Origin of the sequence: Streptoverticillium olivoreticuli subsp. olivoreticuli (assembly GCF_003391135.1) — a bacterium.
In the GTDB taxonomy this organism is placed as follows: domain Bacteria; phylum Actinomycetota; class Actinomycetes; order Streptomycetales; family Streptomycetaceae; genus Streptomyces; species Streptomyces blastmyceticus.
Genome location: NZ_CP031455.1, coordinates 2,751,366 through 2,766,633, shown reverse-complemented (window position 1 = coordinate 2,766,633; position 15,268 = coordinate 2,751,366). Strand labels below are relative to the sequence as shown.

General features: G+C 72.8%; 12 protein-coding genes and 1 tRNA gene. 7 read left to right on the top strand and 6 right to left on the bottom strand.

Annotation, left to right across the window (positions count from 1 at the left end):
- The first annotated feature begins 13 nt into the window (after window positions 1-13).
- Both DXZ73_RS11600 and DXZ73_RS11595 read left to right on the top strand, forming a co-directional pair.
- A complete protein-coding gene (locus tag DXZ73_RS11600) occupies window positions 14-1,714 on the top strand; it encodes an ABC transporter transmembrane domain-containing protein (protein ID WP_205519154.1) in 1,701 nt (566 codons plus the stop codon).
- Window positions 1,711-3,591 carry an ABC transporter ATP-binding protein gene (locus tag DXZ73_RS11595; RefSeq protein ID WP_116210919.1) on the top strand — a complete coding sequence of 627 codons (1,881 nt, stop codon included), beginning with the start codon at window positions 1,711-1,713 and terminating at the stop codon, window positions 3,589-3,591. The genes DXZ73_RS11600 and DXZ73_RS11595 overlap by 4 nt, the downstream gene beginning before the upstream one ends.
- Window positions 3,592-3,646: 55 nt before the next feature.
- Here the strand turns inward: DXZ73_RS11595 and DXZ73_RS11590 are convergent, their stop codons facing one another.
- The 3 genes from DXZ73_RS11590 to DXZ73_RS11580 form a co-directional block, all read right to left on the bottom strand.
- Window positions 3,647-4,333, bottom strand: coding sequence for an alpha/beta fold hydrolase (locus DXZ73_RS11590; protein ID WP_240351308.1), 687 nt, complete (start codon window positions 4,331-4,333; stop codon window positions 3,647-3,649).
- A 161-nt stretch (window positions 4,334-4,494) separates the two neighbouring features.
- Window positions 4,495-5,970, bottom strand: a complete 1,476-nt coding sequence (locus tag DXZ73_RS11585) for an NAD(P)/FAD-dependent oxidoreductase (protein ID WP_162890145.1) — start codon at window positions 5,968-5,970, stop codon at window positions 4,495-4,497.
- Between the two features lie 324 nt (window positions 5,971-6,294).
- A tRNA-Leu gene (locus DXZ73_RS11580) sits at window positions 6,295-6,382 on the bottom strand.
- Between the two features lie 228 nt (window positions 6,383-6,610).
- Between DXZ73_RS11580 and DXZ73_RS11575 the strand changes: the two genes are divergently transcribed.
- From DXZ73_RS11575 to DXZ73_RS11565, 3 genes are all read left to right on the top strand, one after another.
- On the top strand, window positions 6,611-7,945 hold the full coding sequence (locus tag DXZ73_RS11575) for a M20/M25/M40 family metallo-hydrolase (protein WP_116210916.1): 1,335 nt from the start codon (window positions 6,611-6,613) through the stop codon (window positions 7,943-7,945).
- A 130-nt stretch (window positions 7,946-8,075) separates the two neighbouring features.
- A complete protein-coding gene (locus DXZ73_RS11570; protein WP_116210915.1) occupies window positions 8,076-8,309 on the top strand; it encodes a chaplin in 234 nt (77 codons plus the stop codon).
- A gap of 141 nt (window positions 8,310-8,450) precedes the next feature.
- The gene (locus DXZ73_RS11565) at window positions 8,451-9,422 is read left to right on the top strand and encodes a chaplin (protein WP_116210914.1); all 972 of its coding nucleotides are present in this window, start codon (window positions 8,451-8,453) and stop codon (window positions 9,420-9,422) included.
- A gap of 76 nt (window positions 9,423-9,498) precedes the next feature.
- On the opposite strand, the gene DXZ73_RS11560 is transcribed toward DXZ73_RS11565, so the two are convergent.
- Window positions 9,499-9,687 carry a DUF5703 family protein gene (locus DXZ73_RS11560; RefSeq protein ID WP_116210913.1) on the bottom strand — a complete coding sequence of 63 codons (189 nt, stop codon included), beginning with the start codon at window positions 9,685-9,687 and terminating at the stop codon, window positions 9,499-9,501.
- A 47-nt stretch (window positions 9,688-9,734) separates the two neighbouring features.
- Between DXZ73_RS11560 and DXZ73_RS11555 the strand changes: the two genes are divergently transcribed.
- A complete protein-coding gene (locus DXZ73_RS11555; protein WP_116210912.1) occupies window positions 9,735-10,493 on the top strand; it encodes a hypothetical protein in 759 nt (252 codons plus the stop codon).
- 70 nt (window positions 10,494-10,563) lie between these two features.
- Here DXZ73_RS11555 and DXZ73_RS11550 read toward each other — a convergent pair whose 3' ends face one another.
- Together DXZ73_RS11550 and DXZ73_RS11545 are read right to left on the bottom strand one after the other, a co-directional pair.
- The gene (locus DXZ73_RS11550) at window positions 10,564-12,924 is read right to left on the bottom strand and encodes a helix-hairpin-helix domain-containing protein (RefSeq protein ID WP_240351307.1); all 2,361 of its coding nucleotides are present in this window, start codon (window positions 12,922-12,924) and stop codon (window positions 10,564-10,566) included.
- Complete coding sequence (locus DXZ73_RS11545; protein WP_116210911.1) at window positions 12,921-13,904, bottom strand: aldo/keto reductase; 984 nt, start codon at window positions 13,902-13,904, stop codon at window positions 12,921-12,923. Before DXZ73_RS11545 ends, DXZ73_RS11550 begins: the two co-directional genes overlap by 4 nt.
- 160 nt (window positions 13,905-14,064) lie before the next feature.
- On the opposite strand from DXZ73_RS11545, the gene DXZ73_RS11540 reads away from it, so the two are divergent.
- Window positions 14,065-15,114, top strand: coding sequence for an LLM class F420-dependent oxidoreductase (locus DXZ73_RS11540; RefSeq protein WP_116210910.1), 1,050 nt, complete (start codon window positions 14,065-14,067; stop codon window positions 15,112-15,114).
- Window positions 15,115-15,268 lie beyond the last annotated feature (154 nt).

Below are 15,268 nucleotides of genomic sequence, written 5' to 3'. Positions count from 1 at the left end.
TGGAGAAAATCCCTTGCCCGTCGGTATGTTCCGGCCCGCCGAGTCCCCGGAGGCCGTTCCCGAAGCCGATCACGGCGGCGCCTGGCGCTTTCTGTGGTGGCTGGTCCGTGTCCGCCCCGGGCCGCTGGTGCTGAGCGCGGTGCTGGGTGCGCTGTGGATGCTTCCGCTGGCGCTCCTGCCGCTGGTCGTCGGATACGCCATCGACGACGGCATCCGCGACGGCTCCACCGGCTCGCTGCTGGGCTGGGTGGGCGTCGTCGGCGTGCTGGCCGTGGTGCAGGCCGCCGCGGGAGCGGGGCTGATCCAGGCGGCGATGGGCGGCCAGATGCACGCGGTCTCCTTCGGCCACCGGGTGCTGGTGCGCCAGGCCGCGCGGCTCGGCGCCTCGCTGCGCCACCGGAGCGGCTCCGGCGATGTGGTGGCCGTCGCCGCGGGCGACGTGCCCAACATCGGCCACGCCTTCGAGGTGGTGGGCAGGTCCTCCGGCGCCGTCGCCTCCTTCCTGGTGATCGCCGTCGCCCTGACCCTCACCTCGCCCGTCCTGGGGGTGGTGGTGCTGATCGGGGTGCCCGCGGCGCTGCTGGGCATCGGCCCCCTGCTGCGACCGCTGCAACGGCGCAACGAGGAACAGCGCGACCGCCTCGGTACGGCGACGGCACAGGCCGGGGACATCTGCTCCGGGCTGCGCGTGCTGCGCGGCATCGGCGGTGAGCGCAAGTTCACCGACCGCTTCGTGGACATCAGCCAACAGGTGCGCCGCGCCGGGGAGTCGGCGGGACGCCTGGAGGCGTGGATCGGGGCCGCCGGGGTCTTCCTCCCCGGTCTGGTCACCATCGGCGTGGCCTGGCTGGGCGCCCGGCTGGTCCTCTCCGGCGACATCACCCCCGGCGAACTGGTCGCGTTCTACGGCGCCTCGGTGTTCCTGGTGATTCCGGTGAGCACCGCGACCGAGGCGGTGGAGGCGATCAGCCTGGCCCATGTGGCGGCCGGGCGGATCTGCCGGTTCCTGAGCCTGACGCCGGAGCCGGTGCCCCCGGCCGAGCCGCTGCCGCTGCCGGACGGCCCGCTGCCGCTGGCCGACCAGGGCAGCGGGATCCACGCCCCGGCCGGGTGTCTCACCACGGTGGTCGCCTCCGGCGAGCACGCCTCCCGGACGGCGGCGCGCCTCACCCACTACGGCCCCTTCGACGACCGCGAAGGCCGGCCCCGCGTCGGCGACGTGCCGCTGGACCGGGCCGACCTCACGGAGCTCAGACGGCGGCTGGTGCTCTCCGGCCACTCGGACATCCTGTTCAGCGGCCCGCTGCGGGCGGAACTCGCCGGCGAACGCGACCGCGGCGACGCCGCGTTGCTCGACGCCCTGCACGCGGCGGCGGCCACCGACGTCCTGGAGGCCCTGCCACAGGGCCTGGACGGTGTTCTGGTCGAAGGCGGCCGGTCGCTGTCGGGCGGCCAGCGACAGCGACTGGTCCTGGCCAGGGCCCTGCTGACCGATGCCGATGTACTGGTCCTCGACGACCCCACCTCCGCGGTGGACGCGTCGACCGAAGCCCTGATCGCCCAGCGGGTGGCGGCCTACCGGGCGGAACGGACCACGGTCGTCTTCAGCGGCAGCCCGCTGTGGGCGAACGCGGCCGACGCCGTGGTCCGCCCCGCCCCGGGCACCGATGGGGACGCCCTGCTGACACCCGGAGCGGAGCAGCCTGCGCCATGACGATCCAGACCACTGACAGCACCGGAGAGGGCGCCGTGCGGACGGCGGCCGCTCCGGGCGCCCCGGAGCCGGACCGGCTGCCGCTGGCCCGCCAGCAGGACGTACGGCGCTGGCTGCGGGAGTTCGTCCGCCGCAACCCCGGCCGGATCTCCGCCATGCTGGCCCTCTTCGGACTCGCCCTCGTCGCCGAACTGGTCGGCCCCCGGCTGCTGGGCTACCTGGTCGAGTCCGTGCAGAAGGACACCACCGTGCACCGCGTCGACCTGGTCGCCCTGGCCTTCGTGGCCGTGCTGGCCGCCCAGGCCGTCCTCAGCGGGTTCGCCCGGGCGCAGACCACCCTGCTCGGCGAGAAGGTGCTCGCCGAGACCCGGGAGAGCTTCGTACGGAGGGTGATGCGGCTGCCGCTGGGCACCGTGGAATCGGTGGGCACCGGCGACCTGCTCAGCCGCGCCACCTCAGACGTCGACCGGCTCAACGAGGGGATCCGGCTGGCGATGCCGCGGATCCTGCTGGCGGCCGTCACCCTCGCCCTCACCGTGGTGGCGATGCTGCTGACCTCGCCGCTCCTCTCCCTGGTGCTGATCACCGGCCTGCCGTTCGCGGTCCTCTCCACCCGCTGGTACCGCCCGCGGGCCACCAGCGGCTATGAGCGCCTGCTGGCGGACGAGGCCGATGTGCTGGCCAGTACGCACGAGACGGTCAGGGGCGCCGCCTCGGTCGAGGCGCTGGGCCTGGCCCGGCGCAGGACGGCCCGGCACGGGGCCGCCGTGGGGCGGGTGGTGGGCCACCGCCGCCGCATCACCTGGCTGCAGACCGTCTGGTACCCCAGCCTGGACCTGTCCACCATGATCCCCATGGCGCTCACCCTGCTCGCGGGCGGAGCCGCCTACCGTCAGGGCTGGGCCGGACTGGCCGAGATCACCGCGATGATGCTCTACATCCAGGGCCTGAACGGTCCGCTGGTCGAACTGCTCTCCTGGACGGACGAGTTGCAGGTGGGCAATGCCGCGCTGCGCCGCATCCTGGGCGTGGAGCGGCTCCCCGTGGAGCGGGCGCAGGACGGTGCCGTGCCGGACGGGCGGCGGATCCGGCTGCGCGATGTGCGCTTCGGCTACGAGGAGGGCCGCGAGGTCCTGCACGGCATCGATCTGGAGATCGCGCCCGGCGAGCGGATCGCCGTCGTCGGCACCTCGGGCGCGGGCAAGTCCACGCTCGGCAAGCTGCTGGCCGGAGTGCACCATCCGACCACGGGCGTGCTGGAGATCGGCGGGGCGGCGGTGACCGCCATGTCCGTGGAGACGCTGCGGCGCGAGGTCGCCCTGGTCACCCAGGAGAACCATGTGTTCGCCGGCAGCGTCCGCGGCAATCTGACCCTGCCGGAGAAGCCGCACGAGCAGGACGGCGGCAACGGCCCCGGGGGCGCTCGCGGAAGCGTCCCCCGGGACGGCTCCTGGAGCGATGACGAGCTCTGGGCCGCCCTGGAGACCGTGGGACTGGCGGACTGGGTCCGCGCCCTGCCCGAGGGCCTGGACACCGGGATCGCGACCGGGAACGTCGACGTCTCCCCGGCCGTCGCCCAGCAACTCGCCCTGGCGCGCCTGCTGCTGGCCGACCCGCACACCCTGGTGCTGGACGAGGCCACGGCGCTGATGGACACCACGGCCTCGCGGCAGGTGGAGCGGTCCATGGCCGCCCTGCTGGAGGGCCGGTCGGTGATCTCGATCGTGCACCGGCTCGACTCCGTGCAGGACGCCGACCGCATCGCGGTGATGGACGGCGGGCGGATCGTCGAGATCGGCAGCCACCGTGAGCTGCTGGCACTGGACGGCGCCTATGCCCGGCTGTGGTCGTCCTGGTCCGCGGCGGCGCGGATCTGAGGCACCCGACCGCCGGAAGGGCGCCCGCGCCCGCGGGCGCCCTTCCGGCGCGCAATCAGCGCTGCGGCTCCCCGAAGAACTCCAGCAGGGCGCCGTTCAGCGCGGCGGGTTGCTCCAGAGCGCCGTAGTGCCCGCAGCCCTCGATCTCCGCATAGCGCCCCCGGGGCAGGGCCGCGGCCACCTCACGGCCGAGCTGCGGCCGCACCACGGTGTCGTGCTGGAAGCCGACGACCAGCACCGGAACGGAAACCCCGGCCAGGGCGGCGAGTTGATCGCCGAACCCGGTGCCCGGATCCGGCGCCAGGGGCGCGCTGCCGGAGCGCGCGGCCGCCTCGAAGAGGTCCAGCCAGTCCAGCACCAGCTCCGGCTGCTGCCGGGTGCCGGGGGCCAGGTGCAGCGCGGCCTGCAGGAACGCCTGGTACTCCGGCGGCAGTTCGACGCCCGAGGCCCGGAACGCCCGCTCCGCGGCCAGCATCGCGTCGCCGACCGGGTCCGGACGCCCCCGGGTGGCCAGCAGCACGGCCTGGGTGCAGACCTCCGGGTGACGGGCGAGCACCTCCTGGACGAGGCGGGCACCGGCGGAGAACCCGACGAGCCGGCACGGCCCGATGCCCAGCTCGCCCACCAGCGAGGCGATCTCGTCCGCCCGCTCCGGCCCGTCGAGGGTGATGGCCTCGTACCCGGCACGGACCAGCGCGGGCACCTGGTGCGGCTGCCACAGACTCCGGCCGACGAGCAGCACCGGTTCCCCCGAACCGCTTCGCTCATATCGCGGTCCTGGCCCGTTCACTTCGGACATCGGCATGGTTGCGTTTCCCCCCAGGAAAGAACTCAGCCACGTGCGGAGGGAAGTACCCTCCGCACGTGGCTGGGTCGCACGGCCCGTTCAGAATGCGGCGTCGGTCAGTGCCATTCCCGGTACACATTCGCGTAGTACGCCACCAGTTCGTCCTGCTCCGCGCGCTCGGAGAACATGATGGCGGTCATCAGGTCGGCGGGCGGCGTATAGGTGTCGCTCAGCCGGTCCGCCAGCTCCGCGAAGGGTGCCTCCAGGAAGGTCTCCATCAAGTGCGGCCATTCCAGCGGCAGCCGCCAGGGGAACTCGTATCCCGTCGCCATGGTGTGGCGCACGACGTCCCGCAGGATCTCCTCCCGGCTCCATGCCGAGATCGGCTCGCGCTCGGGGTGGAATTCCGCCAGTTCGCCGACGCCCGTACCGCCGTTCACCAGCGAGGCGATATGGCGGCCGATGAGCGGGGACATGTGCAGACCGTCGCGGTACGTTCCGGACAGCATCCACAATCCGTCGACCGAGGTGCCGCCGATGAGCGGGAAACCGTCGATCGACGCAGGCCGGCTGCCCGCTTGTATCTTGCGTATCCCGGATCCGTTCAGCCCCCGGTGCAATTGGTGGATCGCACAGTTGAAGAGGAAGACCGCCTCCTCGATGCTGGCCGCACCACGCGGTTCCAGGCAGACCGCGTTGGTGGCGCCGATATAGACCGAACCGCCGGCCCGGGGCACCAGGTGCAGCCCGCAGGCGAAGGCCCGGTTGGTGGTGCGCAGCACCGTGGCGGGCGCCGAGCCGTCCCAGGTGTCGATCAGCGCCGAGACGCCCACGCCGTCGTAGACCCGGGGAACGCGGTGCGCCAGCGAGGGCAGCGTGGAGACCAGCGCATGGCTGCGGGCTCCGGCGGCGACGACCACCTGCCCGGCCGGGAGGAAGTCCCCGGCCTCGGTGACCACACCCTCGATCCGCCCGTTCCCGGCCCGGAGCTCCGCCGCGTCCACCGGCAGGAGCACGCCCCCCGCCCGCTTGAAGGCACGCTCCAGCGAGCTGAGCAGAATCCCGGAGTCGACCGAACCCTCGCCCTCGATGTGCAGGGCGCGCAGCGGACGGGAATTGGGATCCGGATCGATCCAGTCGACCGATTCGACGGCGATTTCCTCGTGCGGCGCGTTCGCCTCCTTCAAAGCCGTGCGAACCGCGGCGAAGTTGGCGTCGTCGAGAGCGGCGTGCCCCACGGTGTTGAGCAGCATCACCGTGTCGTCCGAGGTCCGGATCCTTCCGTCCTCGGCGGAGCCGGTGGCTTCCAGGCTTTCGATCCACTCGGGCCACAGCCGCTGCGCCTGAACGGCGAGCGCGTGCTTCTTCCGGCCGTGTTCGGAAGCGAGCAGATGGGCGGTCACTTCTCCGAAGGCGCCAAGCATGGCCCCGGCGGCGGGAGTTGCCCCATAGCGCCGTGAGGCCTTCCCCAGAACGACCACCCGGGCTTCGGGCCGGGAGCGGGCGATTTCCACGCCGGCTGTCAGACCGAGCACTCCGTTGCCTATGACGACAACGTCCGCGCTGCCAATTGCGTCGACCGTCTCCGACATCTTCACCTCATCCGTGTACGAAGCATCATCGGGCTGGTGCACATGCTGGGAACTGCCCATCGTCAGGCCGGGTGAGGGGGCGGGCAGTGGTGGTGCTGCCGGTAAGCGAACCGCAGCCGATCAAGGGTCCGCAAGGAAGCGCCGGAAAAGGGCGGCCGACATTTCACGCGGCGGAAAGTTGCCCCACGGCGGGACCGCGGCCCGTCCCGCGGGTCGCGCAGGGGCAAGGTCATGATCGCTGGGCCGTTGGTCACGTGATGGTCGCGGCAGGGCCGCGCCAGTGCCCGAAAAAGCAAAAAACCCCAGGTGAACTGGGGTCTCTGCTGGTGTCCGAGGGGGGACTTGAACCCCCACGCCCGATAAAGGGCACTAGCACCTCAAGCTAGCGCGTCTGCCATTCCGCCACCCGGACCAGGTGTTTTGTCTTCCGGGCTGTTCCCCTTCCGACGAGGAAAACAATACCAAAGATCTGGAGTGCTCGATCACGCGGTCGGTCCCACGGCCCGGCGGTCGTGACGGGCACATGTCGGCGGCATTGCGGCCTTGGGCTGCGGAGACGGGAGAGAGAGGATGGCGGAGGACCCACACCGCGTCCCGCCCGGCAGCGGGCGGGACGCGGCAGCGAACCAGAGGAGGCAGCGTGAGCGAGTCGAAGCCGGTCGGCGACGGGCCGGGCAGGAGCGCCGAGGACGAGGTCGTCGACCTGTGCCGCGATCTGATCAGGATCGACACCAGCAACTACGGCGACCACTCCGGGCCGGGCGAGCGCGCCGCCGCCGAGTACGTAGCGGAGAAGCTCGCCGAGGTCGGGCTGGAGCCGCAGATCTTCGAGTCCCACAAGGGGCGGGCCTCGACCGTGGCCCGGATCGAGGGCGAGGACCCGTCGCGGCCCGCCCTGCTCATCCACGGCCACACCGACGTCGTGCCGGCCAACGCCGAGGACTGGACCCACCACCCCTTCGCGGGCGAGATCGCGGACGGCTGCCTGTGGGGGCGCGGCGCGGTCGACATGAAGGACATGGACGCGATGACGCTCGCGGTCGTCCGCGACCGGATGCGCTCCGGGCGCAAGCCCCCGCGGGACGTCGTGGTCGCCTTCCTCGCCGACGAGGAGGCCGGCGGCACCCACGGCGCCCGGTACCTGGTCGACAACCACCCCGGGCTCTTCGAGGGCGTCACCGAGGCGATCAGCGAGGTCGGCGGCTTCTCCTTCACGGTCAACGAGAACCTGCGCCTCTATCTCGTCGAGACCGCCCAGAAGGGCATGCACTGGATGCGGCTCACCGTGGACGGCACCGCGGGGCACGGTTCGATGACCAACACCGACAACGCGATCACGGAGCTGTGCGAGGCGGTCGGGCGGCTGGGGCGGCACGAGTTCCCGGTCCGGGTGACCAAGACCGTGCGGTCCTTCCTCGACGAGCTGTCCGACGCGCTCGGCACCCCGCTCGACCCGGAGGACATGGAGACCACGCTGGCCAAGCTCGGCGGCATCGCCAAGATGATCGGCACGACCCTGCGGAACACCGCGGCCCCGACGATGCTCGGCGCGGGCTACAAGGTCAACGTGATCCCGGGCCAGGCCACCGCGCATGTCGACGGGCGCTTCCTGCCGGGCTACGAGGAGGAGTTCCTCGCCGACCTCGACCGGATCCTGGGGCCGCGGGTCAAGCGCGAGGACGTGCACGCGGACAAGGCGCTGGAGACGAGCTTCGACGGCGCCCTGGTCGACGCCATGCAGACGGCGCTGCGCGCCCACGATCCGATCGCGCGTGCCGTTCCGTACATGCTCTCGGGCGGCACCGATGCCAAGTCGTTCGACGACCTCGGCATCCGGGGCTTCGGGTTCGCCCCGCTCCAACTGCCGCCGGAGCTGGACTTCGCGGGAATGTTCCACGGCGTGGACGAGCGAGTGCCGCTGGAGGGCCTGAAATTCGGGGCACGGGTGCTCGACCGATTCCTCGACGAGTGCTGAAACCTCGCAAATCTGTGCTGAGTTAACCGAAAAGTGTGAACGATCATAGGGTTGCGTAGCCCGATTACCTCCTCGTCGTTACAGGTGTGCGGTCCGCGGCTGGGACCGCATTGCCAACAAGGAGGAACCAATGCTCAAGAAGGTTGCCGCTGCCGCGGCTGCCACCGGTGGTCTCGTGCTCGCGGGTGCGGGTCTGGCCGCTGCCGACTCGGGTGCCCAGGGCGCTGCGGTGAACTCGCCCGGCGTCGTCTCCGGCAACGTGATCCAGGCCCCCATCGAGGTCCCGCTGAACGTCTGCGGCAACTCGATCAACGTCGTCGGGCTGCTGAACCCCACCTTTGGCAACAAGTGCGTCAACGAGTGACGTTGTGCCTCAACCCGTAAGGGTATGAAGGCGGCTCCGGAGTGCGCATATCCGCGCGCTCCGGGGCCGCTGGACTTTCGCGCGTGGGTATTCATCCCGTGCGCATCCCGCAAGAAGGTCTAGAGAGGCAGTACAGAACTCATGCGACACGTGACCAAAAAGAGCCTGATCAGTGTGGCGGCTGCCACCGGTGTCATCGCCATGACCGGTGGCATCGCCAGCGCGGACTCCGGCGCCCGTGGCGCCGCGGTGAACTCGCCGGGCGTCGTGTCCGGCAACACCGTGCAGGTCCCCGTGCACATCCCGGTCAACGCCTGTGGCAACACCGTGACCGTGATCGGGGCTCTCAACCCCGCTGTGGGCAACCGCTGCTTCAACGGCGGGGTCGGCCACGGCCACCAGGGCCACGGAGGCAGCGGCCACGGTGACCGTGACCACGACCACGGCAAGGGCGGGCACAACGGCCACGGCGGCTCGGGTGCCCAGGGGACGAGCGTCGGTTCGCCCGGCGTGATCTCCGGGAACACCGCGCAGGTGCCCGTGGAGGTGCCGGTCAACGCCTGCGGCAACAGCGTCAACGTCGTCGGTGTCGGCAACTCCGCCACCGGCAACGACTGCGTCAACAACGGTGGCCACGACCACCGTGGGTGGGACAACGGCGGGGAGCACAAGCCGCCGCACGAGCCGGGCAAGCCGGGGGAGCACCAGCCCCCCTGCGACGACGACCACGGCCACAAGCCGCCGGCCGGTCACCACCCCGGGGACCACCACCCCGGTGACCACAAGCCGCCGGCCGACCACACGCCGGGCGACCACACGCCCGGCGACCACAAGCCGGACGAGCACGGTCCGGCCCAGCACCCGGGCGGCCACAAGCCGACCGACGTGCACCCGGCGCACCTCACCCCGGCCGGTCACCACACCCCGGCCACCGCGGTGAAGTCGGTGCGCAAGGAGGCCGGCGTCCTCGACGTCGCCGCCGCCCCGGTCACCAAGGCCGCCCAGCTCGCGCACACCGGCGCGGGCCAGCTCGGAATGGCCGGTGCCGCCAGCGCCGGTCTGCTGCTCGGCGGCGCGGTGCTCTACCGCCGCGCGCGCTCCGCGCAGAACTGATCCGGGCACACAGGGCTGACTGCACCTTCAGCACGGAGCGGGCCCCGCAGCAGCGGGGCCCGCTCCGTTCGTGCCTTCACCACGTCGCGCGCAGTTGGCGGATGATCCGACGGCGCAGCCGCACCTTGCGGCTGCCGTCGGGATAGAGACGCAGTCGGTCCAACTCCCAGTGTCCGTACTCGGCGTGATCGGTCAGCAAGCGTGTGGTCGCCCCTCGGGAGACACCCCGCGGCACATACACATCACAGAATTCGTATTCCGGCATCGCATCTATTGTGCGGGAACCGGCCCGGTGCGGATAGCGTCTGCACTATGTCTGATGCTGCGCAGCCATCCGCTGCCGAGGTACGCGCCGCCGCCGAGGCGGTCAAAGCCGCGCTGGACCGCCACCTCGACGCCGTCGAACGCCGGTCGGGGGAGGACGATCCGGCCGTCTACGCCGCGTTCAACGAGCTGGCCGCGACAGCCGAGGCGTACGACGAGCTGCTCTACGACGTCTATGACGAGGTCACGCCCTTCGAGATCCCCGGCGACGACACCCTGCCGGCCTATGCCGGGCCGGAGGAGCCGAGCGCGCTCAGCGTCCTGATCCGCCGGGACTACGCGGTGGTCGAGCCCCCGCGGCTGCTCGCCCAGGCCCAGCGGGTCGCCGACCTGGACCCCGACGTCGACGCGGACACCCCCGGCAGCACGGCGGGCATCGTCGGCAGCAGTGTGCACGCCGCGCTCGGTGTGCTCTTCGGAGAGTACGAACCGGATGAGATCGCCTCCCGGCACAAGGAGTTCGGCCTGGAGGAGGGCGACTCCACGCTCTGGGTCGCCGCGGCCGACCGCCCGGCGGAACCGGGGGACTGGCTGGGCGCCCCCTTCGACCAGGCGGACCCCCAGCGGGTCATCTGCCGCTTCGACGTCAGCGCCGTCTTCGACGAGGAGGCGGATCCGGACGAGGACGGCCTCGACGACGAGGACGCCCTGGACGAGGACGCCCTGGACGAGGACGCTCTGGACGACGACACCCTCGACGACGAGGGCGGCGGCGTACCGGGCCGGGGGACCGCGCCCCGGGGCTGAACCGCGGACACCCCCGCGTGCCGTACGGGGTTCCGGGCGCTCACCCGGAACCCCGTACGCACGCCCCCGGTCAGGCGGGCTGGTTCTGGGCGCGCAGCAGGGACTTCAGCCGGGTCGTCCGCTCCTTCGCGGGGACCTCGGCCACGGCGCGGGGCAGCGCCTGGTCCACCCCCTGCACCACCGACAGGTGGCGCTCCGCCCTGCCGAAGGCCGTGTAGACCCACGACCTCGTCAGCGTCCGGGCGGCGTCGCCCGGCAGCACGACCACGGCCGCGGGCCACCGCGCCCCGACCGCCTGGTGGGCGGTGACGGCCCAGCCGTGCCGCACGGCTTGGCCGACGAGCTCCTTGGGCACGACCACGGGCGTGCCCGCGCAGTCCAGGCGCAGCCCCTCCGCGTCCGCGGAGACCACGGTGCCGGGGAGCATGCGGCCGGGGGCCGGGACGTACGCCACGCGGTCGCCCGGGTCGAAGCCGCCGAACCGGCCGGGCCCGGGGTTGAGCCGCTCCTTCAGCGCCGCGTTGAGGGCGCGCGTACCCGCGGGGCCGCCGTGGCCCGGCGTGATGACCTGGGTCTGCTCGGCCGGCACGCCGATGGCCCGGGGGACGGAGTCCGCGACGAGCTGCACCGTGCGGTGCACGGCCTCGCCCGGGTCCCGGACCGGGACGATCACGACCTCCTTGCCGGGGGCCGCCACCTGGTTCAACTCGCCGATGCCGATGCCCGACACGAGCTCGCCGATCGGGCCCGGGTCCGGGGTGCGCGAGACGACGGCGGGGCACGCCTGGGCGGCCACCACATCGGCGAAGACCCGGCCCGGGCCCGCCGACCACAGCACGCCCGGGTCGCCGCTCAGCACCAGCCGGGTGCCGTCCGCCAGGGACTCCACGAGCACGGCCGCCGTCTCGACGTCGAGCTGGGGGGCGTCCAGAACGGCGAGCACATCGAGGGCGAGCGAGCCGTCGGCGTCGCGGCCGGGACCCTCCAGGCCGGACAGCAGCCCGGCGACGGTCACCGCCGCGGCCTCATCGGGGCCGTGCGCCCGCTGCTTCCCGCTCTCGGCGTGCACGGCCGCCCAGGCCCGCAGCCCGACGGCGCGCGCAGCGCCGACCAGCGCGACGACCTCGGCACGAGCGGCTTCCCCGCCGCTGTGCGTCACCAGCCCGGCACCGGCGACGGCCCGGATCAACTCCTTGGCGGAGGCCGAGGCGTCGGCGGACGACGCGGCGTCGGCGAGGGCCTCCCAGCGGCGGGCCGCGGCGGCGGGGTCGGCAGGGGGCGCGGTGTCGTCCGTAAGGCTTTCGCTCCCGCCTTCGTCCTCGGCCTGGACGGGCTCCTCTTCGGCCCCGGCTCCCTCCGGCCCGGAGCGCGGCCCGAACGTGCTGATCAGCCGCGTCAGGCCGTCGGCGAGGCTCTCCTCCGCCATCGCGCAGCGGTCCAGCCCCAGGAGCACGCGGACCGGCGTCTCCGGCTCCTCGCCGTCCTCGGCGGTCCCCGCGCCCGCGCCCCGCGCACCGGTCGCCGGGGTCTCCAGCGCCTCCTGGAACACCAGCACCGCGCCCTCGGCGATGGCGCTCTGGAGCGCCTCGTCCGGATCCGGCACCGCGTGCCGGGAGAGGGCCTCGCGCAGGGTCGTCGCCTCCAGCACGGTGTGCCCTTCGAGCGCGGCGCGCTCCAGCAGCCAGACGGTCAGGGCCACGGCCCGGCGCTCGTCACCGGGGCCGCACTCGGCGCCCAGCAGCGCCCGTGCGAAGCCGTCGGCCTGCTCGGGGCGCACGCCCTGGACGGCCAGCAGCTGCCAGGGGTCCTCCCGCAGGGCCGCGGCCGCCTGCTCGCCCAGAGCGTCGATCGCCTGCGCGGCCAGCTGCTCCGGGGCACCCCCGGCGGCGAGCACCTCCCGTACGCCACCGAGCCCCTCGGCGAGTGCGGCGTCCGACAGGGGGCGGCGCGGGGCGGCGACGGCGGTCCGGGCGACGGCGGGGCCCGCCGCGGACGCGCCCGCGGCCGGGACGGCGGGCTTGCGGGCGGCGGGCGCCGGACGGCTCGGCTCGGTGAAATACGAGGCGGCCGACCGCTCGCCGCTCTCCACGGCGCGCACCGCGGCGGCCAGCGCCTCGGCCACGGCGGACCGCTTCCCCGGGTCGGCGGCAGGGCCACCCTGCGTCTCACCGGAGCCGGAGCCGGAGCCGGAGCCGGAGACAGAGCCGGAACTCTCGGTGGGCGCCTCGGCGGTGGCGGCCTCGCCCTCGCCCGTCGCCTCCGCTTCCTGTGCCGCGTCCGTCGAAGCGGTGTCCTCCGCGACCGCGTCCCCCGAAGCCGCGTCGACCGAACCCGCGTCAGCCGGAGCCGCGTCGGGTGACGGTGTGCCACGGGACCCCAGGGGCTCCTCCCCCTGGGGGTCCGGCGAGGCGGGGCGGGGGTCGGTGCTCACAGGGTGCTCCAGTCCTGATCGGGGTAGCGGTGCACAGGGGCCGACACGTCGTCGAGCGCCTGGCAGATCTCGTCCGGAAGCGTAAGCGCTTCCACTGACAATGCCGCTCTGAGCTGCTGCTCGTTGCGCGCGCCGATGATCGGGGCGACCACGCCCGGCCGGTCCCGCACCCACGCCAGGGCCACCTTCAGGGGTGTCGTGGCGAGCCCGTCGGCCGCCGTGGTGACGGCGTCCACGATGCGCCCCGCGGGCTCGTCGAGATACGGGGCGACGAAGGGGGCCAGATGCTCGGAGGCGCCCCGGGAGTCGGCGGGGGTCGCGTGGCGGTACTTGCCGGTGAGCACGCCCCGGCCGAGCGGCGAGGACGGCAGGATCCCGATGCCGAGGTCGAGCGCGGCGGGCAGCACCTCGCGCTCGATGCCCCGCTGGAGCAGTGAGTACTCCATCTGCGTGCCGGCCAGCCGCGTCCGGACGCCGGGCGCGGCCAGCTGCCAGGTGGCCGCCTTGGCGAGCTGCCAGCCGCAGAAGCCGCAGACGCCGGCATAGCGGGCGCGCCCGCTGCTGACGGCCATGTCGAGCGCCTGCAGGGTCTCCTCGAGAGGGGTGTACGGATCGAAGGCGTGGAGCTGCCACAGGTCGACGTGATCCGTGCCGAGCCGCTCCAGGGAGGCGTCGAGCGCGTCGAGCAGATGGCCCCGCGAGCCGTCGAACCGCCGGTCGGCGTCGAGGACGCTGCCGGACTTGGTCGCGATGACCAGGTCGCGGCGCGGAACCAGATCCTCCATCAGCCGGCCGAGCAGATACTCGGCGCCGCCGTCCGCGTAGACGTCCGCGGTGTCGACGAGCGTGCCGCCCGCCTCCCAGAACGTCTTGAGCTGGTCGGCGGCGTCGGCCTCGCCGGTGTCCCGCCCCCAGGTGAGCGTGCCCAGCCCGATCCGGGATACCCGCAGGCCCGTGCGGCCCAGATGCCTTTGCTCCATGAGCGCTGAGATTACTGGCCGTGGCGCGGCCCGTGTCCGCCTGTGGACAACTCCTCGCGGCGGCCTGTGGACAACTCACCGATGACGTACCCCCGGCCGGCGCGCTACAGTCCCCGGAACAACGACGTTACTGATGGGTAAGGGGACCGGCATGAGTCGAATGAGGCTCGGGATCAACCTCGGCTACTGGGGAGCCGGGATGGACGCCGACAACCTCGAGGTCGCCCGCGAGGCGGACCGCCTCGGCTACGCGGTCTGCTGGGCCGCCGAGGCGTACGGCTCCGACGCGCCCACCGTCCTGTCCTGGGTCGCGGCGCAGACCGAGCGGATCGACATCGGTTCGGCGATCTTCCAGATCCCGGCCCGTACGCCCACGATGACCGCGATGACCGCCGCCACCCTCGACTCGCTCTCCGGCGGCCGCTTCCGGCTCGGCCTCGGCGTCTCCGGCCCGCAGGTCTCCGAGGGCTGGTACGGCGTGAAGTTCGACAAGCCGCTCGCCCGCACCCGCGAATACGTCGACATCGTCCGCAAGGCCATGTCCCGCGAGCGCGTCACCCACGACGGGGACCACTGGACCCTCCCGCTCCCCGGCGGCCCCGGCAAGCCCATCAAGCTCACGGTCCACCCCGTGCGCGAGCGCATCCCGCTCTACATCGCCGCCATCGGCCCCAAGAACCTCGAGCAGACCGGCGAGATCGCCGACGGCGCCCTCGTCGTCTTCTTCGCCCCCGAGCACGCCGAGGAGACCACCCTGGGCGCGCTCCGCGCGGGCCGCGCCAAGGTCGGCAAGGACCTCGACGGCTTCGACCTGGCCCCGACCGTCCCCATGGCCGTCGGCGACGACGTCGGTGCACTCGCCGACCTCTTCCGCCCCTACACCGCCCTCTACGTCGGCGGCATGGGCAGCGCCAAGCAGAACTTCTACAACAAGCTTGCCCAGCGCATGGGTTACGAGAAGGCCGCCGCCGAGATCCAGGAGAAGTACCTCTCCGGGGACAAGGAGGGCGCCGCCGCGGCCGTCCCGCGCGAGCTGATCGACTCCACCACCCTGCTCGGGCCCGTCGAGCGCATCTCCGACCGCATGCAGGCCTACGCCGACGCCGGGGTGACCACCCTGTCGCTGGCCCCCGCGGGCTTCACCCTGGACGAGCGGATCGCGAGCCTGCGCGCCGGAGTCACCGCCCTGGAGCGCGCCGGACTGGCGTAGCCGCGCGGGGGGTTCGAGGGATCGGACCTGCGGCCGTGGTGGGGGCTCGGGGTGTCTTCCCCGCCACGGCCGGTACAGAACACAACGCCCGTACGGGCGTTGTGGTTACGCGCCCCGGCCACCTTTGACGCACCTTCGACACGCCGGGCCGCGT